The organism is Streptomyces sp. WM6372, from assembly GCF_001279655.1.
GTDB lineage: Bacteria > Actinomycetota > Actinomycetes > Streptomycetales > Streptomycetaceae > Streptomyces.
Genome location: NZ_LGDB01000184.1, coordinates 32,826 through 50,221 on the forward strand (window position 1 = coordinate 32,826; position 17,396 = coordinate 50,221).

The 17,396-nt window shown below is 71.3% G+C and carries 17 protein-coding genes and 1 tRNA gene; 7 read left to right on the top strand and 11 right to left on the bottom strand.

The features are described 5' to 3' along the window. Positions 1-25: 25 nt before the first annotated feature. The 7 genes from ADK52_RS18705 to ADK52_RS18735 form a co-directional block, all read right to left on the bottom strand. Entirely contained in the window at positions 26-787 is a 762-nt protein-coding gene (locus ADK52_RS18705; protein WP_053690976.1) for a metallophosphoesterase, read from the bottom strand. Beyond that, complete coding sequence (aepY, locus tag ADK52_RS18710) at positions 784-1,920, bottom strand: phosphonopyruvate decarboxylase (RefSeq protein ID WP_053690977.1); 1,137 nt, start codon at positions 1,918-1,920, stop codon at positions 784-786. The genes ADK52_RS18705 and aepY overlap by 4 nt, the downstream gene beginning before the upstream one ends. Beyond that, complete coding sequence (locus tag ADK52_RS18715; RefSeq protein ID WP_234343998.1) at positions 1,917-2,771, bottom strand: isocitrate lyase/phosphoenolpyruvate mutase family protein; 855 nt, start codon at positions 2,769-2,771, stop codon at positions 1,917-1,919. The genes aepY and ADK52_RS18715 overlap by 4 nt, the downstream gene beginning before the upstream one ends. Then, a complete protein-coding gene (locus ADK52_RS18720) occupies positions 2,771-3,472 on the bottom strand; it encodes a class I SAM-dependent methyltransferase (RefSeq protein ID WP_053690978.1) in 702 nt (233 codons plus the stop codon). Before ADK52_RS18720 ends, ADK52_RS18715 begins: the two co-directional genes overlap by 1 nt. A 26-nt stretch (positions 3,473-3,498) precedes the next feature. Beyond that, positions 3,499-5,754, bottom strand: a complete 2,256-nt coding sequence (gene asnB, locus ADK52_RS18725) for an asparagine synthase (glutamine-hydrolyzing) (protein ID WP_078988436.1) — start codon at positions 5,752-5,754, stop codon at positions 3,499-3,501. 310 nt (positions 5,755-6,064) lie between these two features. After that, positions 6,065-6,138: transfer RNA gene (locus ADK52_RS18730), tRNA-Pro, on the bottom strand. Between the two features lie 102 nt (positions 6,139-6,240). Next, positions 6,241-7,179, bottom strand: coding sequence for a metallophosphoesterase (locus ADK52_RS18735; RefSeq protein ID WP_053690980.1), 939 nt, complete (start codon positions 7,177-7,179; stop codon positions 6,241-6,243). A 67-nt stretch (positions 7,180-7,246) separates the two neighbouring features. Here ADK52_RS18735 and ADK52_RS18740 point away from each other — a divergent pair, with 67 nt between their 5' ends. Further along, a complete protein-coding gene (locus ADK52_RS18740) occupies positions 7,247-7,708 on the top strand; it encodes a GatB/YqeY domain-containing protein (RefSeq protein WP_053690981.1) in 462 nt (153 codons plus the stop codon). A gap of 76 nt (positions 7,709-7,784) precedes the next feature. On the opposite strand, the gene ADK52_RS18745 is transcribed toward ADK52_RS18740, so the two are convergent. After that, positions 7,785-10,091: a transglycosylase domain-containing protein gene (locus ADK52_RS18745; RefSeq protein ID WP_053690982.1), complete on the bottom strand. Its 2,307-nt coding sequence runs from the start codon at positions 10,089-10,091 to the stop codon at positions 7,785-7,787. A gap of 397 nt (positions 10,092-10,488) precedes the next feature. Here ADK52_RS18745 and ADK52_RS18750 point away from each other — a divergent pair, with 397 nt between their 5' ends. Next, positions 10,489-10,848: a WhiB family transcriptional regulator gene (locus ADK52_RS18750; RefSeq protein WP_053690983.1), complete on the top strand. Its 360-nt coding sequence runs from the start codon at positions 10,489-10,491 to the stop codon at positions 10,846-10,848. A gap of 150 nt (positions 10,849-10,998) precedes the next feature. Here the strand turns inward: ADK52_RS18750 and ADK52_RS18755 are convergent, their stop codons facing one another. Together ADK52_RS18755 and ADK52_RS18760 are read right to left on the bottom strand one after the other, a co-directional pair. Then, on the bottom strand, positions 10,999-12,294 hold the full coding sequence (locus ADK52_RS18755) for an ArsA family ATPase (protein WP_053691017.1): 1,296 nt from the start codon (positions 12,292-12,294) through the stop codon (positions 10,999-11,001). A 17-nt stretch (positions 12,295-12,311) separates the two neighbouring features. Further along, complete coding sequence (locus ADK52_RS18760; RefSeq protein ID WP_053690984.1) at positions 12,312-13,292, bottom strand: ArsA family ATPase; 981 nt, start codon at positions 13,290-13,292, stop codon at positions 12,312-12,314. Positions 13,293-13,364: 72 nt separating this feature from the next. On the opposite strand from ADK52_RS18760, the gene ADK52_RS41600 reads away from it, so the two are divergent. The 5 genes from ADK52_RS41600 (at position 13,365) to ADK52_RS18780 (ending at position 16,356) form a co-directional block, all read left to right on the top strand. Beyond that, entirely contained in the window at positions 13,365-13,526 is a 162-nt protein-coding gene (locus tag ADK52_RS41600) for a DUF4177 domain-containing protein (RefSeq protein ID WP_007264966.1), read from the top strand. Continuing rightward, positions 13,523-13,993 carry a RidA family protein gene (locus ADK52_RS18765; protein ID WP_053690985.1) on the top strand — a complete coding sequence of 157 codons (471 nt, stop codon included), beginning with the start codon at positions 13,523-13,525 and terminating at the stop codon, positions 13,991-13,993. The genes ADK52_RS41600 and ADK52_RS18765 overlap by 4 nt, the downstream gene beginning before the upstream one ends. A 334-nt stretch (positions 13,994-14,327) precedes the next feature. Then, a complete protein-coding gene (locus ADK52_RS18770; protein WP_053690986.1) occupies positions 14,328-15,227 on the top strand; it encodes an NUDIX hydrolase in 900 nt (299 codons plus the stop codon). After that, positions 15,224-16,069, top strand: coding sequence for an MBL fold metallo-hydrolase (locus ADK52_RS18775; protein WP_053690987.1), 846 nt, complete (start codon positions 15,224-15,226; stop codon positions 16,067-16,069). Before ADK52_RS18770 ends, ADK52_RS18775 begins: the two co-directional genes overlap by 4 nt. Continuing rightward, entirely contained in the window at positions 16,066-16,356 is a 291-nt protein-coding gene (locus tag ADK52_RS18780) for a hypothetical protein (protein WP_053690988.1), read from the top strand. The genes ADK52_RS18775 and ADK52_RS18780 overlap by 4 nt, the downstream gene beginning before the upstream one ends. Before the next feature lie 229 nt (positions 16,357-16,585). Here the strand turns inward: ADK52_RS18780 and ADK52_RS18785 are convergent, their stop codons facing one another. Then, a complete protein-coding gene (locus ADK52_RS18785) occupies positions 16,586-17,260 on the bottom strand; it encodes a Crp/Fnr family transcriptional regulator (protein WP_003981529.1) in 675 nt (224 codons plus the stop codon). Between the last annotated feature and the right edge of the window lie 136 nt (positions 17,261-17,396).

The window sequence follows — 17,396 nt, forward strand, 5'->3', positions numbered from 1 at the left end:
GGCTCGCAGCGGCCCGGCCGCGGCTTCAGTGCTCGGGGTGCGGCCGGCCGAGCGCCCTGTAGTGCGTGACCAGCCGCCGCCGGTCGTCGAGTACGTGGAAGGCCAGCGCCGGGGCCAGCTCGTAGTCCACGGCAGGCCGGCCCTCGAAGGGCAGCGGGACGGTCGAGGCGACCCCGGGCGCCACGAGAAGCGGGCGCCCCGCGAACGTCGTGGCCGCGGCCACGTGCGCGTGACCGCACAGCAGGGCCACGACCTGCGGATGCCGTTCCAGCACCGCGGCGAGGCGCTCCTCGCCGAACTGCCGGACCCGGTCCACGTACGGGGTGTGCAGGTCGACCGGCGGGTGGTGGAAGCAGACGAAGACGGGCAGCTCCCCGCCCTCGGCGGTCAGTGTCTCGTCCAGCCACCCCAGGGTCAGGTCGCTGAGCAGGCCCTCGTCGCTGCCCGGCACCGTCGAATCGCACAGCAGGAAGACGGCTCCGGGCGTGCGGACGACCTGGTTCAGCTCCTCGTCCCCGGGCGCGGCGTCGAGCAGGCCCGTACGGAACGCACCCCGCCGGTCGTGGTTGCCGGGCAGCACCAGCACCGGGTAGGGCAGGTCCAACAACTTGCGGGCCTGCGCGTACTCGTCCGCCGTCGCGTGGTCGGCGATGTCCCCGGAGACCAGGACGGCGTCGACGGGTCCGGGCATGTCACGCAGGTGGTTCATGACCGTCAGCGCGCGCTGGGTGGCGCGCTCCGAGAGGTCCAGGTGCAGATCGCTGACATGGGCGATGACGGTGGTCACGGCAGGTCTTCCTTCCGGGCTTCGGTCGCCGCGGCCTGGAATCGGGCCCTGACCTCGGCGTTGGTGTGCGCCGAAGTTACCCGCGGGGGCGTGGCCCCACCCCTGTTGATGTGCAGGGCGACCAGATGCGGGCCGGGCCGCCCCTTGATCTCCCCCAGATGGGCGGTGACTTCCTCGGCCGTACGGCAGACCCTGCCCGTGCGGTATCCGGCCGCCAGCGCCAACTCGTCCCAGCGCAGGGGCGTGGCGCGGGTGCGCTGGCCGCCGGTGGAGTCGTACGCGCCGTTGTCGAGCACGAAGTGGGTCAGGTTCGGGGGCCGCCGCTCGCCGACGAGCGCGAGCCCGCCGAGGTGCATGACCGCCGCGCCGTCGCCGTCGATGACCACGACGTCCCGGTCGGGGCGGCCCAGCGCGGTGCCCAGGCCGAGGCCGATGGCGTGCCCCATGGAGCCCTGCATGTAGAAGTTGCGCGGATCGTCGACGACCCCGAACAGCTCCCGGCTGATCATGCCGGTGGTGCTGTAGACGAGCGCGTCGCCCAGGTGCCCGGCGATCACGGTCACCGCGTCGCGGCGGTCCATCCGCGCGTCCGGGACGGGTACCGGCACCGGCACCGGCACCGGCACCGGTCCCGGGACGGCGTCGACGGTCTTCGCCGGTACGAGGACGACGAAGGACCGCCTCTCGCGCCGGGCCCGCTCCGCGCGGTCGAGGAGGCCGCCCAGGCTCTCCTCGGCGGGGTCCAGGATGCCGTGCGCGACCCCGAGGGCCTCCAGTACGCCGATGGTCCCGGCGCCCATGGCCGCGTGGTGCGGCTCGTCGTCCTCGGCGTGCGGCCAGCCGCGCAGGCTGACGAACAGCAGCAGCGGGATCTCGTACGCCATGGTGAGCGAGGTCAGCGGGTCGAGGAGGTTGCCGAGCCCCGAGTTCTGGGCCAGCACCACGGCCCGGGTCCCGCCCAGCTCGGCGCCGGCGGCCATGGAGAGCGCGATGCCCTCGTTGGGCGCCGGGACATAGCTGCCGCGCTGCTCCAGCAGCGCGAACGGGCCCTTGAGGAAGGAACACGGCACCCCGCTGAAGAACCCGTACCCGCGGCGGTCCAGCTCCGCGCAGAAGAACTCGGCGCTGATCACGCGCTCCACTCCTCCCACCGGTTCACCTGGGTGAGGCCGAACAGCTCCTTCATCGGCGCGATGGTGTCCTCGACCCCGCCGGTCCCGCCCTGGAGCCGGATCTCGCCGAGCACGTCGCGCATGGCGGAGACCGAGGCGCGCAGCGCGTGGTTCGCGTAGATCACCATCGAGACGCCCGCCGCCTCGGCCTCGGCGAGGTCCCAGTGCGGATAGGTGGTCGGTACGACGACCACGGGCGTGCGGGCCTGCCAGGCCTGGAGGAACTCCAGGATCTCGATCGGCGTGGACTTCTTGGAGTGCATCAGTATGGCGTCGGCGCCGGCGTCCGCGTACAGGTGCGCGCGGCGCAGCGCCTCGGCGAGCCCGGCCCCGGCGATGAGCGCCTCGACGCGGGCGATGACGGTGAAGTCGGCGGTGGTCCGGGCCCGTACGGCGGCCTGGATCCGGCCGGCGAACTCGCCCGCGTCCTCCAGGTTCTGGCCGCCGCCGAGGAAGCTGTTCCGCTTGGGGAACACCTTGTCCTCCATGCAGATGCCGCCGATGTCGGCCGCCTCGAACTGGCGCACCGTACGGACGACGTTGATGTTGCCTCCGAAGCCGGTGTCGCAGTCCGCGAGCAGCGGCAGCCCGGTCGCCTGGTTCACGTGGGAGCAGGCTTCGAGCAGCTCGGACATGGTCAGAAGGCCCAGGTCGGGCAGGGCCCGGGAGGCGGAGATCTCGAAGCTCGACGCCCACAGGCCGTCGAACCCGGCCTCCTCGACGAGCAGGGCGGTCAGCGCGTCCCGCGAACCGACGATCCGGGCCAGCTGCCTGCGTTCCAGCAATTCGCGCAGTCGCGTCGCCTTCGACACTATTCCCCGGCCCTCTGCGCGAAACGGCCGTGGTGCGTGCCCGCCACGTCCTCCCCCGCCGACTCGAACACGCAGTGCCAGTGGAAGGAGCCGGGCGTGGCGTGCTCGGCGTCGGTGGCACTGAGCAGGCGGAACCCAGGGTGCAGGCGCAGCAGGTCGGCGGCGTCCACGTACAGGTGCGGGTGCACCTTGTCGTCGGTGGCCCCGGGCTGGCGGAAGGTGTTGGGGCTCACCTCGATGCCGCGCCCGTACTCGCCGTTGCGCTTGGAGAGCATCGTGGACTGGTAGATGCCGCCCGGGCGCAGGACGCGCCGGACCTCGTCGAGCACGCGGCCGAGGCCCGCCTCGTCGTTGTGGTAGACCACGTTGAAGGCGAGGACGTAGTCGAAGCTGGCGTCCGGGTGGGGGAGTTCGCCGAAGTCGCCGATGTCGAGGGCGACCCGCACCCCGCGCTCTTCGCTCTCCTCGCGGGCGGCGCGCACCGCCGCCTCGCTGGCGTCGGTGCCGGAGCTGGTGAACCCGGCCTCCGCGAACCAGAGGGCGTGCCGGCCCACGCCGCAGCCGAGGTCCAGTACGTCCTGCGCGCCGAGCTTCCGCAGTCGCGCGGCCTCGTCCACGACCCACGGGTGCGGCCGCGACCAGTCGCCTGTGCGCCCGCTGTCGGTGCGCCAGACCTCGTCCCAGTAGAGATGGGCTGTCATCGGATGACCTCACTCGTGATTACTTTTCAGGGGGCGTCGACGGACTCCAACAGGCCGGCTTCGAGCGATCCGTCCAGCAGCGGCCGCATCGCGTCGAGTGCGCAGCCGGTGGCGGCGAGCGCCTCCGACAGCGGCCGGCGCCCGTCGAATCCACGCAGCAGCCGCAGCCAGTCCGCGTGGGTGAGGTGGTCGATGACGAAGCGGATGCCGCCGTCGACCACGACGTACGAGGTGTTCGCGCCCTGTACGTCGTCGAGTACGAGGACGCCCTCGGCGAGGCGGAACACCGAGGTCTCCTCGATCCGTGCCTGCGGGAACAGCTCCTGGACCTCGGGGCCCTCGAAGTCCGTGACGCGCAGTTCGTACGGGGCCGGGCCGTTCGGGGCCCGGCTGCCCGGGACGTCCACGGCCATCAGGTCGAGGATGCCCAGGTTGACCACGCGCAGGAGCAGTTCGACGTGGCCGGAGCCCTGGTCCCGCTCCAGCCGGCGCAGGGCGCGGTGGATGTTCGCGCCGTCGAGGTACTGGGCGGCGCGGGGCGAGGAGAGGGCCTCCTCGACGAGCTCGTCGCCGCTTTGCGCGAGCATGCGCGTGAAGGTGCGGTGCGTGTGGCGCACGCCCTCGCCCTCGTAGAAGGCGAGCTTGGGCCGGCCGATCACCTCGGCGGGCAGGATGTCCCGTACGGCCTCGCGGATGACCTGCTTGTCCCAGAACAGCCGCTTGCGGTAGGCGCGCGGCACGGTCGCGAGCAGTTCGATGATGCGGTGGTCGAGGAAGGGGACGCGCGCCTCCACGCCGTTGCCGGAGGCGGTGCGGTCCTCGACCCAGAAGTTGTACTGCTGCATGTCCCGGAACTTCCAGGCCAGGTAGGACCCGTACGGGTCGTCCACCGCGCCGGGGGCGTACGCGCCGACGGCGTCGTCGCTGAGCAGCGGCAGGTCGGTGCCCTCCCACCAGACGGAGAGGGCGGACTGCGAGCCGAGCGCCTTGCGGCGGGCCATCGTCCGCAGGTTGCCCTCGAAGTCCTCCCAGTCGCCGCCGCCGGAGAGGGCGACGCTGTAGCCGCCGCTGAACTCGTCGGCGCCGGAGCCGAGCAGGATCGCCTTGAGCTCGGGGCGTTCGGCGCGGGCGAAGCGGTACATCTCGCTCTTGTAGAACTGCTCGGGGCCGCACAGCGGCGTCTCCATCAGCCAGAGCAGGCGCCGCCACTCGTCGGGGGAGGGGATCCGGTCGGCCCCGAAGGCGACCTGGTGGTTGGGCAGTCCGAGCAGGTCGGCGGTCTCGCGGGCGTACTGCGCGTCCTTGTTGACGATGGTGGCGCCGGTCAGGGCGGAGAAGGTGTGCAGTCCGGTGTGCGCGGCCAGGGAGGTGATGGCCGCGGAGTCCAGGCCGCCGCTGAGGAAGACGCCGATCTCGGCGTCGGCGATCAGGCACTCGCGGACGGAGGAGGCGAGCAGGTCGCCCATGCTCCGTACGAAGAACGCCTCGGGCAGCCCGCCGGCCTCGGCCGGCGCGGGCAGCTCCCAGTACCGGTGCACGCGGGTGGCTCCGCCGCGCAGGCTGATGTCGACGATCGCCCCGACCGGAACGTGGTCGATCCCCTTGAACCAGCTGACGGGCTCGTCGTCGCTCATCACCGGCGCGGAGCTGAGCCCCTGGTCGGCGAGGGCGCGCGCCCAGTCGAGCTCGCGCGGGCAGTCGGGGTGCGCGAAGAGCGCTTTGACCTCGGAGCCGAAGAGCACGGTGTCGCGGTTGCGGTGGATGAACAGCGGCTTGATGCCGAGCCGGTCGCGTGCGAGCAGCAGCCGCTGCTCGCGCAGGTCGATGACGGCGATCCCGAACATCCCCCGCACGTCGTCGAGGAAATCGATCCCCCGCTCCAAATAGAGGTGGAGAAGCACCTCGCAATCGCTCTCACTCCGAAAGCGAACCCGCCCCTCGAACCCCTTCCGCAACTCCCGGTAGTTGTAGATCTCCCCGTTCGCCGCGAGGATGACGTTCCCGTCCTCACTGATGAACGGCTGCCGCCCGCCCTCGGGGTCGATCAGCGCGAGCCGCGTGAACGACATGCACGCCGGCCCGGTGTGGTGGAACTGCATGTCATCCGGCCCGCGCGGCCGCAGCGCATGGGCCATGTCACGGAGGATCGCGTCGGCCGACCCCGCGAGGGTCCTTCCGTCCGTGTGGGCGAATCCTGCAATTCCGCACATAAGGCTTCCGATTCCCCTGTCGCTGATGTGTGGAGCGGACATGCCACGCCTCCCGAACGGGAGACGTGGCATGGGGGTCGCTACTAGCGGACAGCGGCGACGATGGTGCCCTGGTCGACCTTCTTGGCCTCGGGCTTGACGTAAACCTTCATCTGATTCACCTCCGCTCGGCGTCAGCGGTCACCTACTGCTGAACACCATCCCGCCCCCCGGTGTCCCCCCGGTGGCCCGCCAGTGGCCCCCCGGCGCCGGGCCGACCCGAGGCGAGCCGGTGGCCCGGGCAGCACGCACCGTACGCGGCGGCTGACACACAGTGCGCCCCGACCAAACGAAACAGGGCCGGTTTCCCAAAGGAAACCGGCCCTGACCTCGTACTACAGCGTCGGGGTGGCGGGATTTGAACCCACGACCTCTTCGTCCCGAACGAAGCGCGCTGCCAAGCTGCGCTACACCCCGATCGTCGCCTTGCAGCGGTTGCTGTCCTGGCGACATCGATTACTTTAGCGGACCCTCGGCCGGAGACGAAATCCGGTTTTCGCGAGGGGGCCGGCGGGGCCGCTACGCCTTCGGGGTCAGCGTCAGGAGGGTGGCTTCAGGGGGGCAGGCGAAGCGGACCGGGGTGTAGCGGTTCGTGCCGCAGCCTGCCGAGACGTGGAGGTAGGCGCGGTGCCCGTTCGCCTCGTGCGTGGAGAGCCCCTTCACCCGCTTCGTGTCCAGGTCGCAGTTGGTGACGAGCGCCCCGTAGAAGGGGATGCACAGCTGCCCGCCGTGCGTGTGCCCGGCCAGGATCAGCGGGTAGCGGTCGGCGGTGAAGGACTCCAGGACCCGCAGGTACGGGGCGTGCACGACCGCCATCGAGAAGTCGGCGTCCGCCTCCGGCCCGCCCGCGACCCGCTCGTAGCGGTCGCGCTTGATGTGCGGGTCGTCGAGCCCGGTGAAGGCGAGCTCCAGGCCGGGCAGTTTCAGGCGGCCGCGGGTGTTGGTCAGGTTGACCCAGCCCGCCGCGTCGAAGGCGTCCCGCATCTCCTCCCACGGGTTGTGCACGGCGCCGACGACCGGCTTGTTGCCGTTCAGCCCGTGCCGCCCCTGGACCTTCTCGATCAGGTAGCGCCCGGGGTTGCGCAGCCGCGGCCCGTAGTAGTCGTTCGACCCGAAGACGTACACCCCCGGGAAGGACATCAGGGGGCCCAGGGCGTCGAGCACCTCCGGAACGCCCTCCGTGTCGGAGAGGTTGTCCCCCGTGTTCACCACGAAGTCCGGCCGCAGGCCGGCCAGCGACTGCAGCCAGGCGCGCTTCTTGTGCTGCCCGCCGACCATGTGGATGTCGGAGACCTGGAGCACGCGCAGCGGGCGCATCCCGGCGGGGAGCACCGGCACGGTGATCCGGCGCAGCCGGAACGACCGCGCCTCGAAACCGGCGGCATAGGCCACACCGGCGGCCCCCACCGCCGCGATCGACGCCGTGACCTTCAGGGGTACTCCGTAACGCGCACGCATGGCCCCATCGTCGCAGACGCGGAAAACCGGCGGGCGCCACCGGCCCCGCACCTGGCAGACTCAGGTCATGACCACGCTCAAGGCCAAGCTCCAGGAAGACCTCACCACCGCCATCAGGGCGCGCGACGAGCTGCACTCGTCCACGCTGCGCCTGACCCTCGCCGCCATCACCAAGGAGGAGGTCGCGGGCAAGGAGGCGCGCGTGCTCTCCGACGACGAGGTCCTCAAGGTGATCGCCAAGGAGGCGAAGAAGCGCCGCGAGGCCGCGGAGGCCTTCGCGCAGGGCGGTCGTCCCGAGCAGTCCGCGCGCGAGACGGCGGAGGGCGAGTTCCTCGACACCTACCTGCCCAAGCAGCTCAGCGACGAGGAGCTCGGCGCGATCGTGGCGCAGGCCGTCGAGGAGGCCAAGGCCGCGGGTGCCGAGGGGCCGCGGGCCATGGGTGCCGTCATGAAGATCGTGAACCCGAAGGTGGCCGGTCTGGCGGAGGGCGGCCGCGTCGCCGCCGCCGTCAAGAAGCACCTCTCGTAGACAGGTATGGCAGAGGGCCCCGTCCGCGCGCTGCGCGGGCGGGGCCCTCTGCCATACCTTCGTGCCCTCTGGTCCTCTAGTCCTCAAGGCCGCCGATCACGCCGCCCGGGAACGGGTCGGTCGGGGTGCCGCCGCCCGTCGCGCCGCCGGTCGCCCCGCCGGTCAAGCCACCCGTCGGGCCGCCCGTGGCCCCCGCCGCCGTCTGACCGCCGGGGCGGCCGCCGGGCTTGCCGTCGCCGCCCGGCTTGCCGGGCTTCCCCGGCTTGTTCGGGTTCGGGTTCGGGGTACTGGGCCGGCCGCCGCCCGTCGGCGCGCCGCCGCTCTCCGGGATGCCGACCGTGGTGAACGTCGGCGCCTCCCGGCCCGACAGCGCGCCCGAGACCGCCTGCTTCCAGATCGGGCCGGGCAGCCCGCCGCCGTAGACCTTGTCGTAGTACTGGCCGCCGATGGTGATGTTCTCCATCGACACCTGCTTCGCGCCGCCCGAGCCGACCCACGTCGCACCGGCCATGTTCGGCGTGTACCCGACGAACCAGGCGTTGTAGCGGCTGTCGGTGGTGCCGGTCTTGCCCGCGTTCTGCCGGTCGGTCAGACCCGCCGCGGTACCCGTACCGGAGTCGATCACGCCGAGCAGCAGCGTGTTGACGGTGTCGGCGGTCTTCTCGCTCATCACGCGGTCGCACTGCGACTTCGGCACGGCCAGCGCCTTGCCGTGCGCGTCGGTGATGGACTCCAGGGCGACGGGGGTGCAGTACACGCCGCGGTTGGCGAAGGTCGCGTACGCGTTCGCCATGGTCAGCGGGGACATGCCCTCGGTGCCGAGCGCGATCGCCGGGACCTCCGGCAGCTTCGTCCCGTCGGCCGGGATCACGCCGAGCTTGGTGGTCATCTCGGTCACGGGGCAGAGCCCGTTCTCGGAGATCATCTCCACGAAGTACGTGTTGACCGACTTGGCCATCGCGTCCTGCATGCCGTACGGGCCGCGCTCGGACTCCGACTCGTTCTCGACCCGGTCGTGGGAGGTGTTGACCCACGGCTTGTCGCCGCAGGTCTCCACCGGGCTCGGGTACTCCATGTCGTGCGGGGACGGGTACGTCTTGCCCGGGGACACGCCCTTCTCCAGGGCCGCGGCCGCGACGAACGGCTTGAAGGTCGAACCGGTCGGGAAGCCGAAGTTCGATCCGCCCATCCGCTTGTCGACCGAGAAGTTGATCTGCGTCTCGTTCTTCCCGAAGCCGTACGGCTTGGACTGGCCCATGGCGAGGACCCGGCCCGTGCCCGGCTGCACCAGGGTCACGGCCGTGGCGACCTTGTCGTCCTGGTTGACGTGATCCTTGATCGACTCGTTGACGGACTCCTGCGACTGCGGGTCCAGCGTCGTCCGCACGGTCAGGCCGCCCTGGTTCCAGAGCTTGGCCCGCTCCTCGCGGGTCTTGCCGAACACCGGGTCGGTCAGGAACGTGTTGCGCACGTAGTCGCAGAAGAAGCCCGCGCCCTTGACGGCGGTGATGCAGCCGTTCTTCGGCCGCGTCACCTTCAGCGTCACCGGCTTCTTCTTCGCCTCGTCCGCCTCGGCCTGCGAGATGTCCTTCATGTCGACCATCCGCTGGAGGACGACGTTGCGGCGCTTCATCGCCTCCTGCGCGTCGTTCACCGGGTCGAACCGGCTCGGCGACTGCACCACGCCCGCCAGCAGCGCCGACTCGTCCAGGGTCAGGTCCTTGGCCGGCTTGCTGAAGTAGCGCTGGGCGGCGGATTCGATTCCGTATGCCTGCTGGCCGAAGTACGTGATGTTGAGGTAGTTCTCGAGGATCTTCTTCTTCCCGAGCTCCTCCTCGACCTGGATCGAGTACTTCAGCTCGCGGATCTTGCGGCCGAGGCTCTTCTCCTGGGCCTCTCGCACCTTGGTCTCGTCATCGCCGGCCTCTTCGACGAACACGTTCTTCACGTACTGCTGCGTCAGCGTGGAGGCGCCCTGCGCGGCCCCGCCCTCCTGCGCGTTGCGGTTGACCGCGCGCAGGATGCCCTTCGCGTCGATCGCGCCGTGCTCGTAGAAACGCGAGTCCTCGATCGCGACGATCGCCTTCTGCATGTACGGGGAGATAGCCGTGAGCGGCACCACCTGCCGGTCCCGTGAATAGACCGTGGCGATCAAGCCACCCTCGGCGTCCAGAATCGTCGTGCGCTGACTCAGCGGCGGTGTCTTGAGATTGGCCGGGATCTCGTCGAATCCCTCGACCGTTCCCTTGGCGGCGAGCCCCAGGGCGCCTGCGCCCGGGATCGCGATGCCGGCCAGCACAACTCCGGAGAGAACGGACACCCCGAGGAACTTGGCGGCCTGCTGCGGCCCCGTGAGCCCGGCGCCCGAGCGCTTCTTTCCCATGGAGGGCAGCCTACGTTCTCATTCGCCGGACACGCGCGAATGCCTTGGCCTAAGCTGTCCCCAACTGTCACAGCAGTGTGGTGCGACATCAACCCCTCGGCTTGATTTTCACCCTTCCCGAATGGGGTGGACTTATGTCCGAATCTCGCCCATCACTCTGACGGTCGCTCGTCCGTGGTCCGCCGATTCCACCCGAATTGCCGGAATGGTCGGGCATGTCGCCGGATCACTCCGTCGGGTGATCTGCCGCTTACCCATAGTCCGTTCGGACCATTCAAGATTGGGCCCGTCGGGGGTGTTGCACTGTGCTCGCCTTCCGTAACGTCCTCAACTGGCAGCGGTGAATATGCCGCTACCGCCGTGGGGGAGCCTCGATTCGGGAGAGGACGGCGCCGGGATGGGCTGGGTTACCGACTGGAGTGCGCAGGCAGCCTGCCGCACTACCGATCCGGATGAACTGTTCGTTCAAGGAGCGGCACAGAACAGGGCCAAGGCGGTGTGCACCGGATGTCCGGTGCGGACCGAGTGCCTGGCCGACGCGCTCGACAATCGTGTCGAGTTCGGAGTATGGGGCGGAATGACCGAGCGGGAGCGTCGCGCACTGCTGCGCCGGCGTCCCACCGTCACCTCGTGGCGACGGCTGCTCGAAACCGCTCGCACGGAGTACGAGCGCAGTACGGGCATCCTCACCGTGGATGTCGATGCGGACATGGCGGAGATCGACGTTCCGTACGAGACGTACGCGGCAGCGGGGTAGGCCACCGGCCCCCTCGCGCGGTCCCGCGTACGACTGCCTCCGCACCCGGAGGACCGCTCGTACGCAGGCATCCGTCGTAGGCACCTTGGTAGGCATCCGTCGTCGCCATCCGTCGTCGGCATCCGCCGTGGGCACGTGCCGTACGAACGCCTACGCTCCGGCCGGCACCCCGGCCGCGAGTCGCTCTCCGATGGCCCGTAGCCCGGCGAGGTCGTGCACATCGCCGGGCAGGGCGGCCACCTCGGCCACCGCCACCTCGGGGTGCAGCGAGGTGAAACGATCCCGTGTGCGCTGTTCTCGCGCGATCACCTGCATCCGCTCGGCGTGCAGACGCAGCAGTCCTGCGGTGATCTCGTCCACATCGGCGTCCGCCGCGTCGGCCCCCGCCACGTCGGCGTCCGCCGCTTCAGCCTCCGCGGCCGAGTCACGAAGTCCAGCATTCCCGGACTCCTGATCGACAATGCCGCCCTCTTCAAGATTCTCTGCGGCGGCCAACGCCCGCTCCGCGGACAGCTGATCGGCGCCACTGACGTGCACCCGGTTCAACACAAGCCCGGCCAGCGGCATGTTCTCCGCGGCCAGCCGCTCCACGAAGTACGCCGCCTCCCGCAGCGCGTCCGGCTCGGGCGCCGCGACCACCAGGAAGGCCGTACCCGGAGCCTGGAGCAGCCGGAACGTCGCGTCCGCGCGGGTGCGGAACCCGCCGAACATCGTGTCCATCGCCGCCACGAACGTCTGCACGTCCTTCAGCAGCGAGGCGCCCATCAGCTTGCTGAGCGTGCCGGTCATCAGGGACATGCCGACGTTGAGGAACTTCATCCCCGCCCGGCCGCCCACCTTCGCCGGAGCCATCAGCACGCGGATGAACTTCCCGTCCAGGAAGGACCCCAGCCGCTTCGGCGCGTCGAGGAAGTCCAGCGCGGACCGGCTCGGCGGGGTGTCCACGACGATCAGGTCCCAGTCGTCGCGGGCCCGCAACTGGCCCAGCTTCTCCATCGCCATGTACTCCTGCGTGCCCGCGAAGCCGGCCGACAGCGACTGGTAGAAGGGGTTGGCGAGGATGGCCTCCGCCCGCTCGGCGTCCGCGTGCCCCTCGACGATCTCGTCGAAGGTCCGCTTCATGTCGAGCATCATGGCGTGCAGTTCGCCGCCGTCCGCACCGTCGACCCCCTTGGCTCCCTGGACCCCCTTGACCCTGCGCGGGGTGTTGTCCAGCGAGTCGATCCCCATCGACTGGGCGAGCCGCCGCGCCGGGTCGATGGTCAGCACGACCACCTTCCGCCCGCGCTCCGCCGCCCGTACGCCGAGGGCCGCGGCGGTCGTGGTCTTGCCGACCCCGCCCGCGCCGCAGCAGACGATGATCCGCGTCCCGGGGTCGTCCAGCAGCCGGTCCACGGGCAGCCGCGGGGGAGCGTCCAGGCCCGCGCCGGTCTTCCTTGCCGTCATTCCCGTCGTGGCTTCGGTCATGCGTCGCCCGCCTGCTTCCGCAGCTCCGAGGCCAGCTCGTAGAGCCCGGCCAGATCCATCCCCGCGCCGAGCAGGGGGAGTTCGTACGTCGCCACGTCCAGCTCCTCCAGTACGGTGCGCTGCGCGCGCTCCAGCTCCACCCGGCTCGCGTGCTCGGCGGCCTGCGCGAGCAGCGGGTCCACCAGCCGCTCGGCGAGCCCGCCGCGCCGCGCGCCGCCCAGGCCCGCCCGGGACAGCGCCTTGGCCACGTCCGCCCGGCGCTCGCCGGCGGCGGCGCGCAGGGTGTCCTCGTCCAGGTGGTGCGGCCGCACCATGTTGACGACGACCCGCCCGACGGGCAGTCCGGCCTCCTCCAGCTCGGCGATCCCGTCGGCGGTCTCCTGGACGGGCATCTCCTCCAGCAGCGTGACCAAGTGGACGGCCGTCTCCGGGGACTTGAGCACCTTCATGACGGCCTGCGCCTGGTTGTGGATCGGCCCGAACCGGGCCAGTCCCGCCACCTCGTCGTTGACGTTCAGGAACCGGGTGATCCGCCCGGTCGGCGGCGCATCCATGATCACGTGGTCGTAGACGTAGCGCCCGGCCTTGTCCTTGCGCCGGACCGCCTCGCACGCCTTGCCGGTCAACAGGACGTCCCGCAGGCCGGGCGCGATGGTCGTCGCGAAGTCGATGGCGCCGAGCTTCTTGAGGGCGCGGCCGGCGGATCCGAGCTTGTAGAACATCTGGAGGTAGTCGAGCAGCGCCCGCTCGGCGTCGATGGCCAGGGCGAAGACCTCCCCGCCGCCCGAGGCGACGGCGATCTTCCGCTCCTCGTACGGGAGCGCCTCGGCCCCGAAGAGCTGCGCGATCCCCTGCCTGCCCTCGACCTCGACCAGCAGCGTCCGCCTGCCCTCGCGCGCGAGGGCGAGCGCGAGTGCCGCGGCGACCGTGGTCTTTCCGGTTCCGCCCTTGCCGCTGACCACCTGGAGCCTGCTCACAGCGTCTGAGCCTAACCACTCGCCCCTCGGGCTGCGCATGAGCCCTCGGTGTCACGCGTTACGCTCGCCCCCATGACCAAGAAGTTCGAATACGCGACGGTCCCGCTGCTGGTCCACGCCACCAAGCAGATCCTGGACACCTGGGGCGAGGACGGCTGGGAGCTCGTCCAGGTCGTGCCCGGGCCGAACAACCCCGAGCAGCTCGTGGCCTACCTCAAGCGGGAGAAGGCATGAGCGGCGTCGTCGAGGCGAAGCTGGCCGAGCTCGGCCTGACCCTGCCGGACGTCGTCCCGCCGCTTGCCGCTTACCAGCCGGCCGTGCGGTCGGGCGCGTACGTGTTCACCGCGGGGCAGCTCCCGATGGTCCGCGGCAGTCTGCCGACGACCGGCAAGGTCGGGGCGGAGGTCTCCGCGGAGGAGGCCAAGCAGCTGGCCGCGGTCTGCGCGCTGAACGCCCTGGCGGCGGTGAAGTCGGTGATCGGCGACCTCGACAAGATCGAGCGTGTCGTGAAGGTCGTCGGGTTCGTGGCCTCGGCCCCGGACTTCACGGGCCAGCCGGGCGTGCTGAACGGTGCGAGCGAGCTGCTGGGCGAGGTGCTCGGCGAGAAGGGCGTCCACGCCCGCAGCGCGGTCGGCGTGGCGGTCCTCCCGCTGGACGCCCCGGTCGAGGTCGAGCTCCAGGTCGAGGTTTCCGCTTCCTGACCCGCAGCACCTTCTCTTGATGCGCCGCACTCCTTTTTGACGCGCCACTCGCGCGCTTCGGCCCCGGCGGGCCTCACCGGCTTCCCCCCGGCTACTGCTGGCGGTACCTCCCAGCGGTAGCCGGGGGAGACTCCGTCCGGCGGCCCGCCGGGGCCGTTCCCGTTCCGCCGGGGCCGTTCCAGTCACCGGCGCGGACCGCTGCCGTCGCCGCCGGGGCCGTTCCCGTTCCGCCTCGCCCAGCCCCTCCGGCGTTTCGGTGACGGGGTCCGGGCGGCGCGGCCCGCCGCCCCGGGGGGCTCTCGAACATCGGGCCGGATACCCGTAGCATCCCGTCATGCCGAATGGTCAGTACGGTCAGCAGCAGCCCCCCGCCGGAGGCCAGTGGTACCCGCCGGAGTGGCCCGACCGCATCCGCGCGCTCATGGACGGCTCCCTCGTCCCGGTGGAACCCCGCCGCGCCGCCACCGTCATGCTGCTCCGCGACACCTCCGCCGGTCCCGTCGTGCACATGCTGCGCCGCAAGGCCTCCATGGCCTTCGCGGGCGGCGCGTACGCCTACCCCGGTGGCGGGGTCGACCCCCGCGACGAGGACCACCTCGTCGGCTGGGCCGGCCCGGGCCAGGACGACTGGGCCGCCCGCCTCGACACCGACCCCCGCACCGCCCAGGCGATCGTCTGCGGCGCCGTCCGCGAGACCTTCGAGGAGGCCGGCGTCCTGCTCGCCGGCGAGTCCCCCGACACCGTCGTCGGCGACACCACCGGCGAAGACTGGGAGGCCGACCGCGCGGCCCTCGTCGCCCGCGAGCTCAGCTTCGCCGAGTTCCTGGACCGCCGCGGCCTGCTGCTGCGCTCCGACCTGCTCGGCGCCTGGGCCCGCTGGATCACCCCGGAGTTCGAGCCCCGCCGCTACGACACCTGGTTCTTCGTGGCCGCCCTCCCGGAGGGCCAGCGCACCCGCAACGCCTCCACCGAGGCCGACCGGACCGTCTGGATCCGCCCCGCGGAGGCCGCGGCCGGCTACGACAAGGGCGAGCTGCTGATGATGCCGCCCACCATCTCCACGCTGCGCTCGCTGAAGCCGTACGGGAGCGCCGCCGGTGCCCTCGCCGCGGCCGCCGCCCAGGACCTGACCCCCGTACTGGCCCAGGCCACGCTGGAGAACGGCGAGCTGGTGCTCAGCTGGCCCGGCCACGACGAGTTCACCAAGCACGTCCGCCCCGGAGGCACCCCGTGACGAATGCGGCCGCTCTGCCCGGACAGCCCCGAGGAATCGTTACCTCAGGGCCCGCCACCGCCCGCGCGGTCAACATCCTGGCCCCCAACGCCTCCGCGATGACCCTGGACGGCACCAACACCTGGCTCGTCTCGGAGCCCGATTCCGCGGAAGCCGTCGTCATCGACCCCGGCCCGCTGGACGAGGCCCACCTGCGGGCCGTCGTGGCGGCCGCCGAGCAGGCCGGCAAGCGGATCGCGCTGACCCTCCTCACCCACGGCCACCCCGACCACGCCGAGGGCGCGGGCAGGTTCGCCGAGCTCACCGGTACCAAGGTCCGCGCGCTGGACCCCGCCCTGCGCCTCGGCGACGAGGGGCTCGGCGCCGGGGACGTGATCCGCACCGGCGGCCTGGAGCTGCGCGTGGTCCCCACCCCCGGCCACACCGCCGACTCGCTCTGCTTCCACCTGCCCGCCGACCGCGCCGTGCTGACCGGCGACACGATCCTCGGCCGCGGCACCACCGTCGTGGCCCACCCCGACGGGCGCCTCGGCGACTACCTGGACTCGCTGCGCCGGCTGCGCTCGCTGACGGTCGACGACGGCGTGCACACGGTGCTCCCGGGCCACGGGCCGGTCCTGGACGACGCCCAGGGCGCGGTGGAGTTCTACCTGGCCCACCGCGCGCACCGGCTCGCCCAGGTCGAGACGGCCGTGGAGGACGGGTACACGACCCCCGCGGCGGTCGTGGCCCACGTCTACGCGGACGTGGACCGCTCGCTGTGGCCGGCCGCGGAATGGTCCGTACGGGCGCAGCTGGAGTACCTTCAAGATCACGGACTGATCCCGGGGGGCCCCGAATGACCACGCTGTTCCTGCTGCTCGCGCTGATCGCCACCGCCTCGTGGATCACCTCGACGGTGACCCTGCGCATGAAGGCCCTGGAGCGGCGCTCGGAGCGGCTGGAGCGGCGTCTCGGCCTGCTCCTGGACCACTTCGGGATCGAGGAGCCGGAGCCGGCCGGGCTGGACGAGGTACGGGCGCTGGTGCGCGACGGCCGCACGGTCGAGGCCATCCGGGTCTATCGGCGGATCACCGGGGCCGGCCTGCTGGAGGCGAAGCAGGCGGTCGAGGCCCTGACTGACGTCTGAGCGCCGCACCCGGAGACGATGACCCGGAGCCGGCCACCCGGAGCCGGCCACCCGGAGACGGACACCCGGAGACGGACACCCGGAGCCGGCCGCCCGGAGACGATCGCCCGGAACCGGCCACCCGGAGTCGGCCACCCGGAGACGGGGCCAACCGCAGACGATCACCCGGAGACGCCAGAGGGGCCCCGCCCGACCAGGCAGGACCTCTCCACGCACATCCGGACCGCGGTCAGCGCGACCGCTTCGCCAGCCGCTCCACGTCCAGCAGGATCACGGCGCGGGCCTCCAGGCGGAGCCAGCCGCGGCCCGCGAAGTCCGCGAGGGCCTTGTTGACCGTCTCGCGGGAGGCGCCGACCAGCTGGGCCAGCTCTTCCTGCGTCAGGTCGTGCACGACGTGGATGCCTTCCTCGGACTGCACGCCGAAGCGGCGCGACAGGTCCAGGAGGGCGCGGGCCACGCGGCCCGGGACGTCGGAGAAGACCAGGTCGGACATCTGGTCGTTGGTCTTGCGCAGGCGCCGTGCCACCGCGCGCAGCAGCGCGGTCGCGACCTCGGGCCGGGCGTTGAGCCAGGGCTGGAGGTCGCCGTGGCCGAGGCCGAGCAGCTTGACCTCGGTCAGGGCCGTGGCGGTGGCGGTACGCGGGCCGGGGTCGAAGAGCGACAGCTCGCCGATCAGCTCGCCGGGGCCGAGGACGGCCAGCATGTTCTCGCGGCCGTCGGGGGAGGTGCGGTGGAGCTTCACCTTGCCCTCGGTCACGACATACAGCCGGTCACCGGGGTCGCCCTCGTGGAACAGGGCGTCACCGCGTGCGAGGGTCACCTCGCCCATGGAGGCGCGGAGCTCCGCGGCCTGCTCATCATCGAGCGCCGCGAAGAGCGGGGCGCGCCGCAGAACGTCGTCCACGAGTCTCTCTCCTATGTCGACCAGCTCAGGGGGACCTGGTTGCCCATTTTGCCGGACGGCTCAAACAGTGCGATCAATCACTACCAAGGATGCCGGACGTACGCGTGTGCTGTGCGGTGAGAGGCCAATCAGAGTG

Excerpts from the sequence above, each read along its gene's own strand:
- ADK52_RS18750 (WP_053690983.1), top strand. The coding sequence starts at position 10,489 with ATGGGCTGGGTTACCGACTGGAGTGCGCAGGCAGCCTGCCGCACTACC.
- ADK52_RS18770 (WP_053690986.1), top strand. The coding sequence starts at position 14,328 with ATGCCGAATGGTCAGTACGGTCAGCAGCAGCCCCCCGCCGGAGGCCAG.
- ADK52_RS18740 (WP_053690981.1), top strand. The coding sequence starts at position 7,247 with ATGACCACGCTCAAGGCCAAGCTCCAGGAAGACCTCACCACCGCCATC.
- ADK52_RS18720 (WP_053690978.1), bottom strand. The coding sequence starts at position 3,472 with ATGACAGCCCATCTCTACTGGGACGAGGTCTGGCGCACCGACAGCGGG.
- asnB (WP_078988436.1), bottom strand. The coding sequence starts at position 5,754 with ATGCCACGTCTCCCGTTCGGGAGGCGTGGCATGTCCGCTCCACACATC.
- ADK52_RS18765 (WP_053690985.1), top strand. The coding sequence starts at position 13,523 with ATGAGCGGCGTCGTCGAGGCGAAGCTGGCCGAGCTCGGCCTGACCCTG.
- ADK52_RS18735 (WP_053690980.1), bottom strand. The coding sequence starts at position 7,179 with ATGCGTGCGCGTTACGGAGTACCCCTGAAGGTCACGGCGTCGATCGCG.
- ADK52_RS18745 (WP_053690982.1), bottom strand. The coding sequence starts at position 10,091 with ATGGGAAAGAAGCGCTCGGGCGCCGGGCTCACGGGGCCGCAGCAGGCC.
- ADK52_RS18780 (WP_053690988.1), top strand. The coding sequence starts at position 16,066 with ATGACCACGCTGTTCCTGCTGCTCGCGCTGATCGCCACCGCCTCGTGG.
- ADK52_RS41600 (WP_007264966.1), top strand. The coding sequence starts at position 13,365 with ATGACCAAGAAGTTCGAATACGCGACGGTCCCGCTGCTGGTCCACGCC.
- ADK52_RS18755 (WP_053691017.1), bottom strand. The coding sequence starts at position 12,294 with ATGACGGCAAGGAAGACCGGCGCGGGCCTGGACGCTCCCCCGCGGCTG.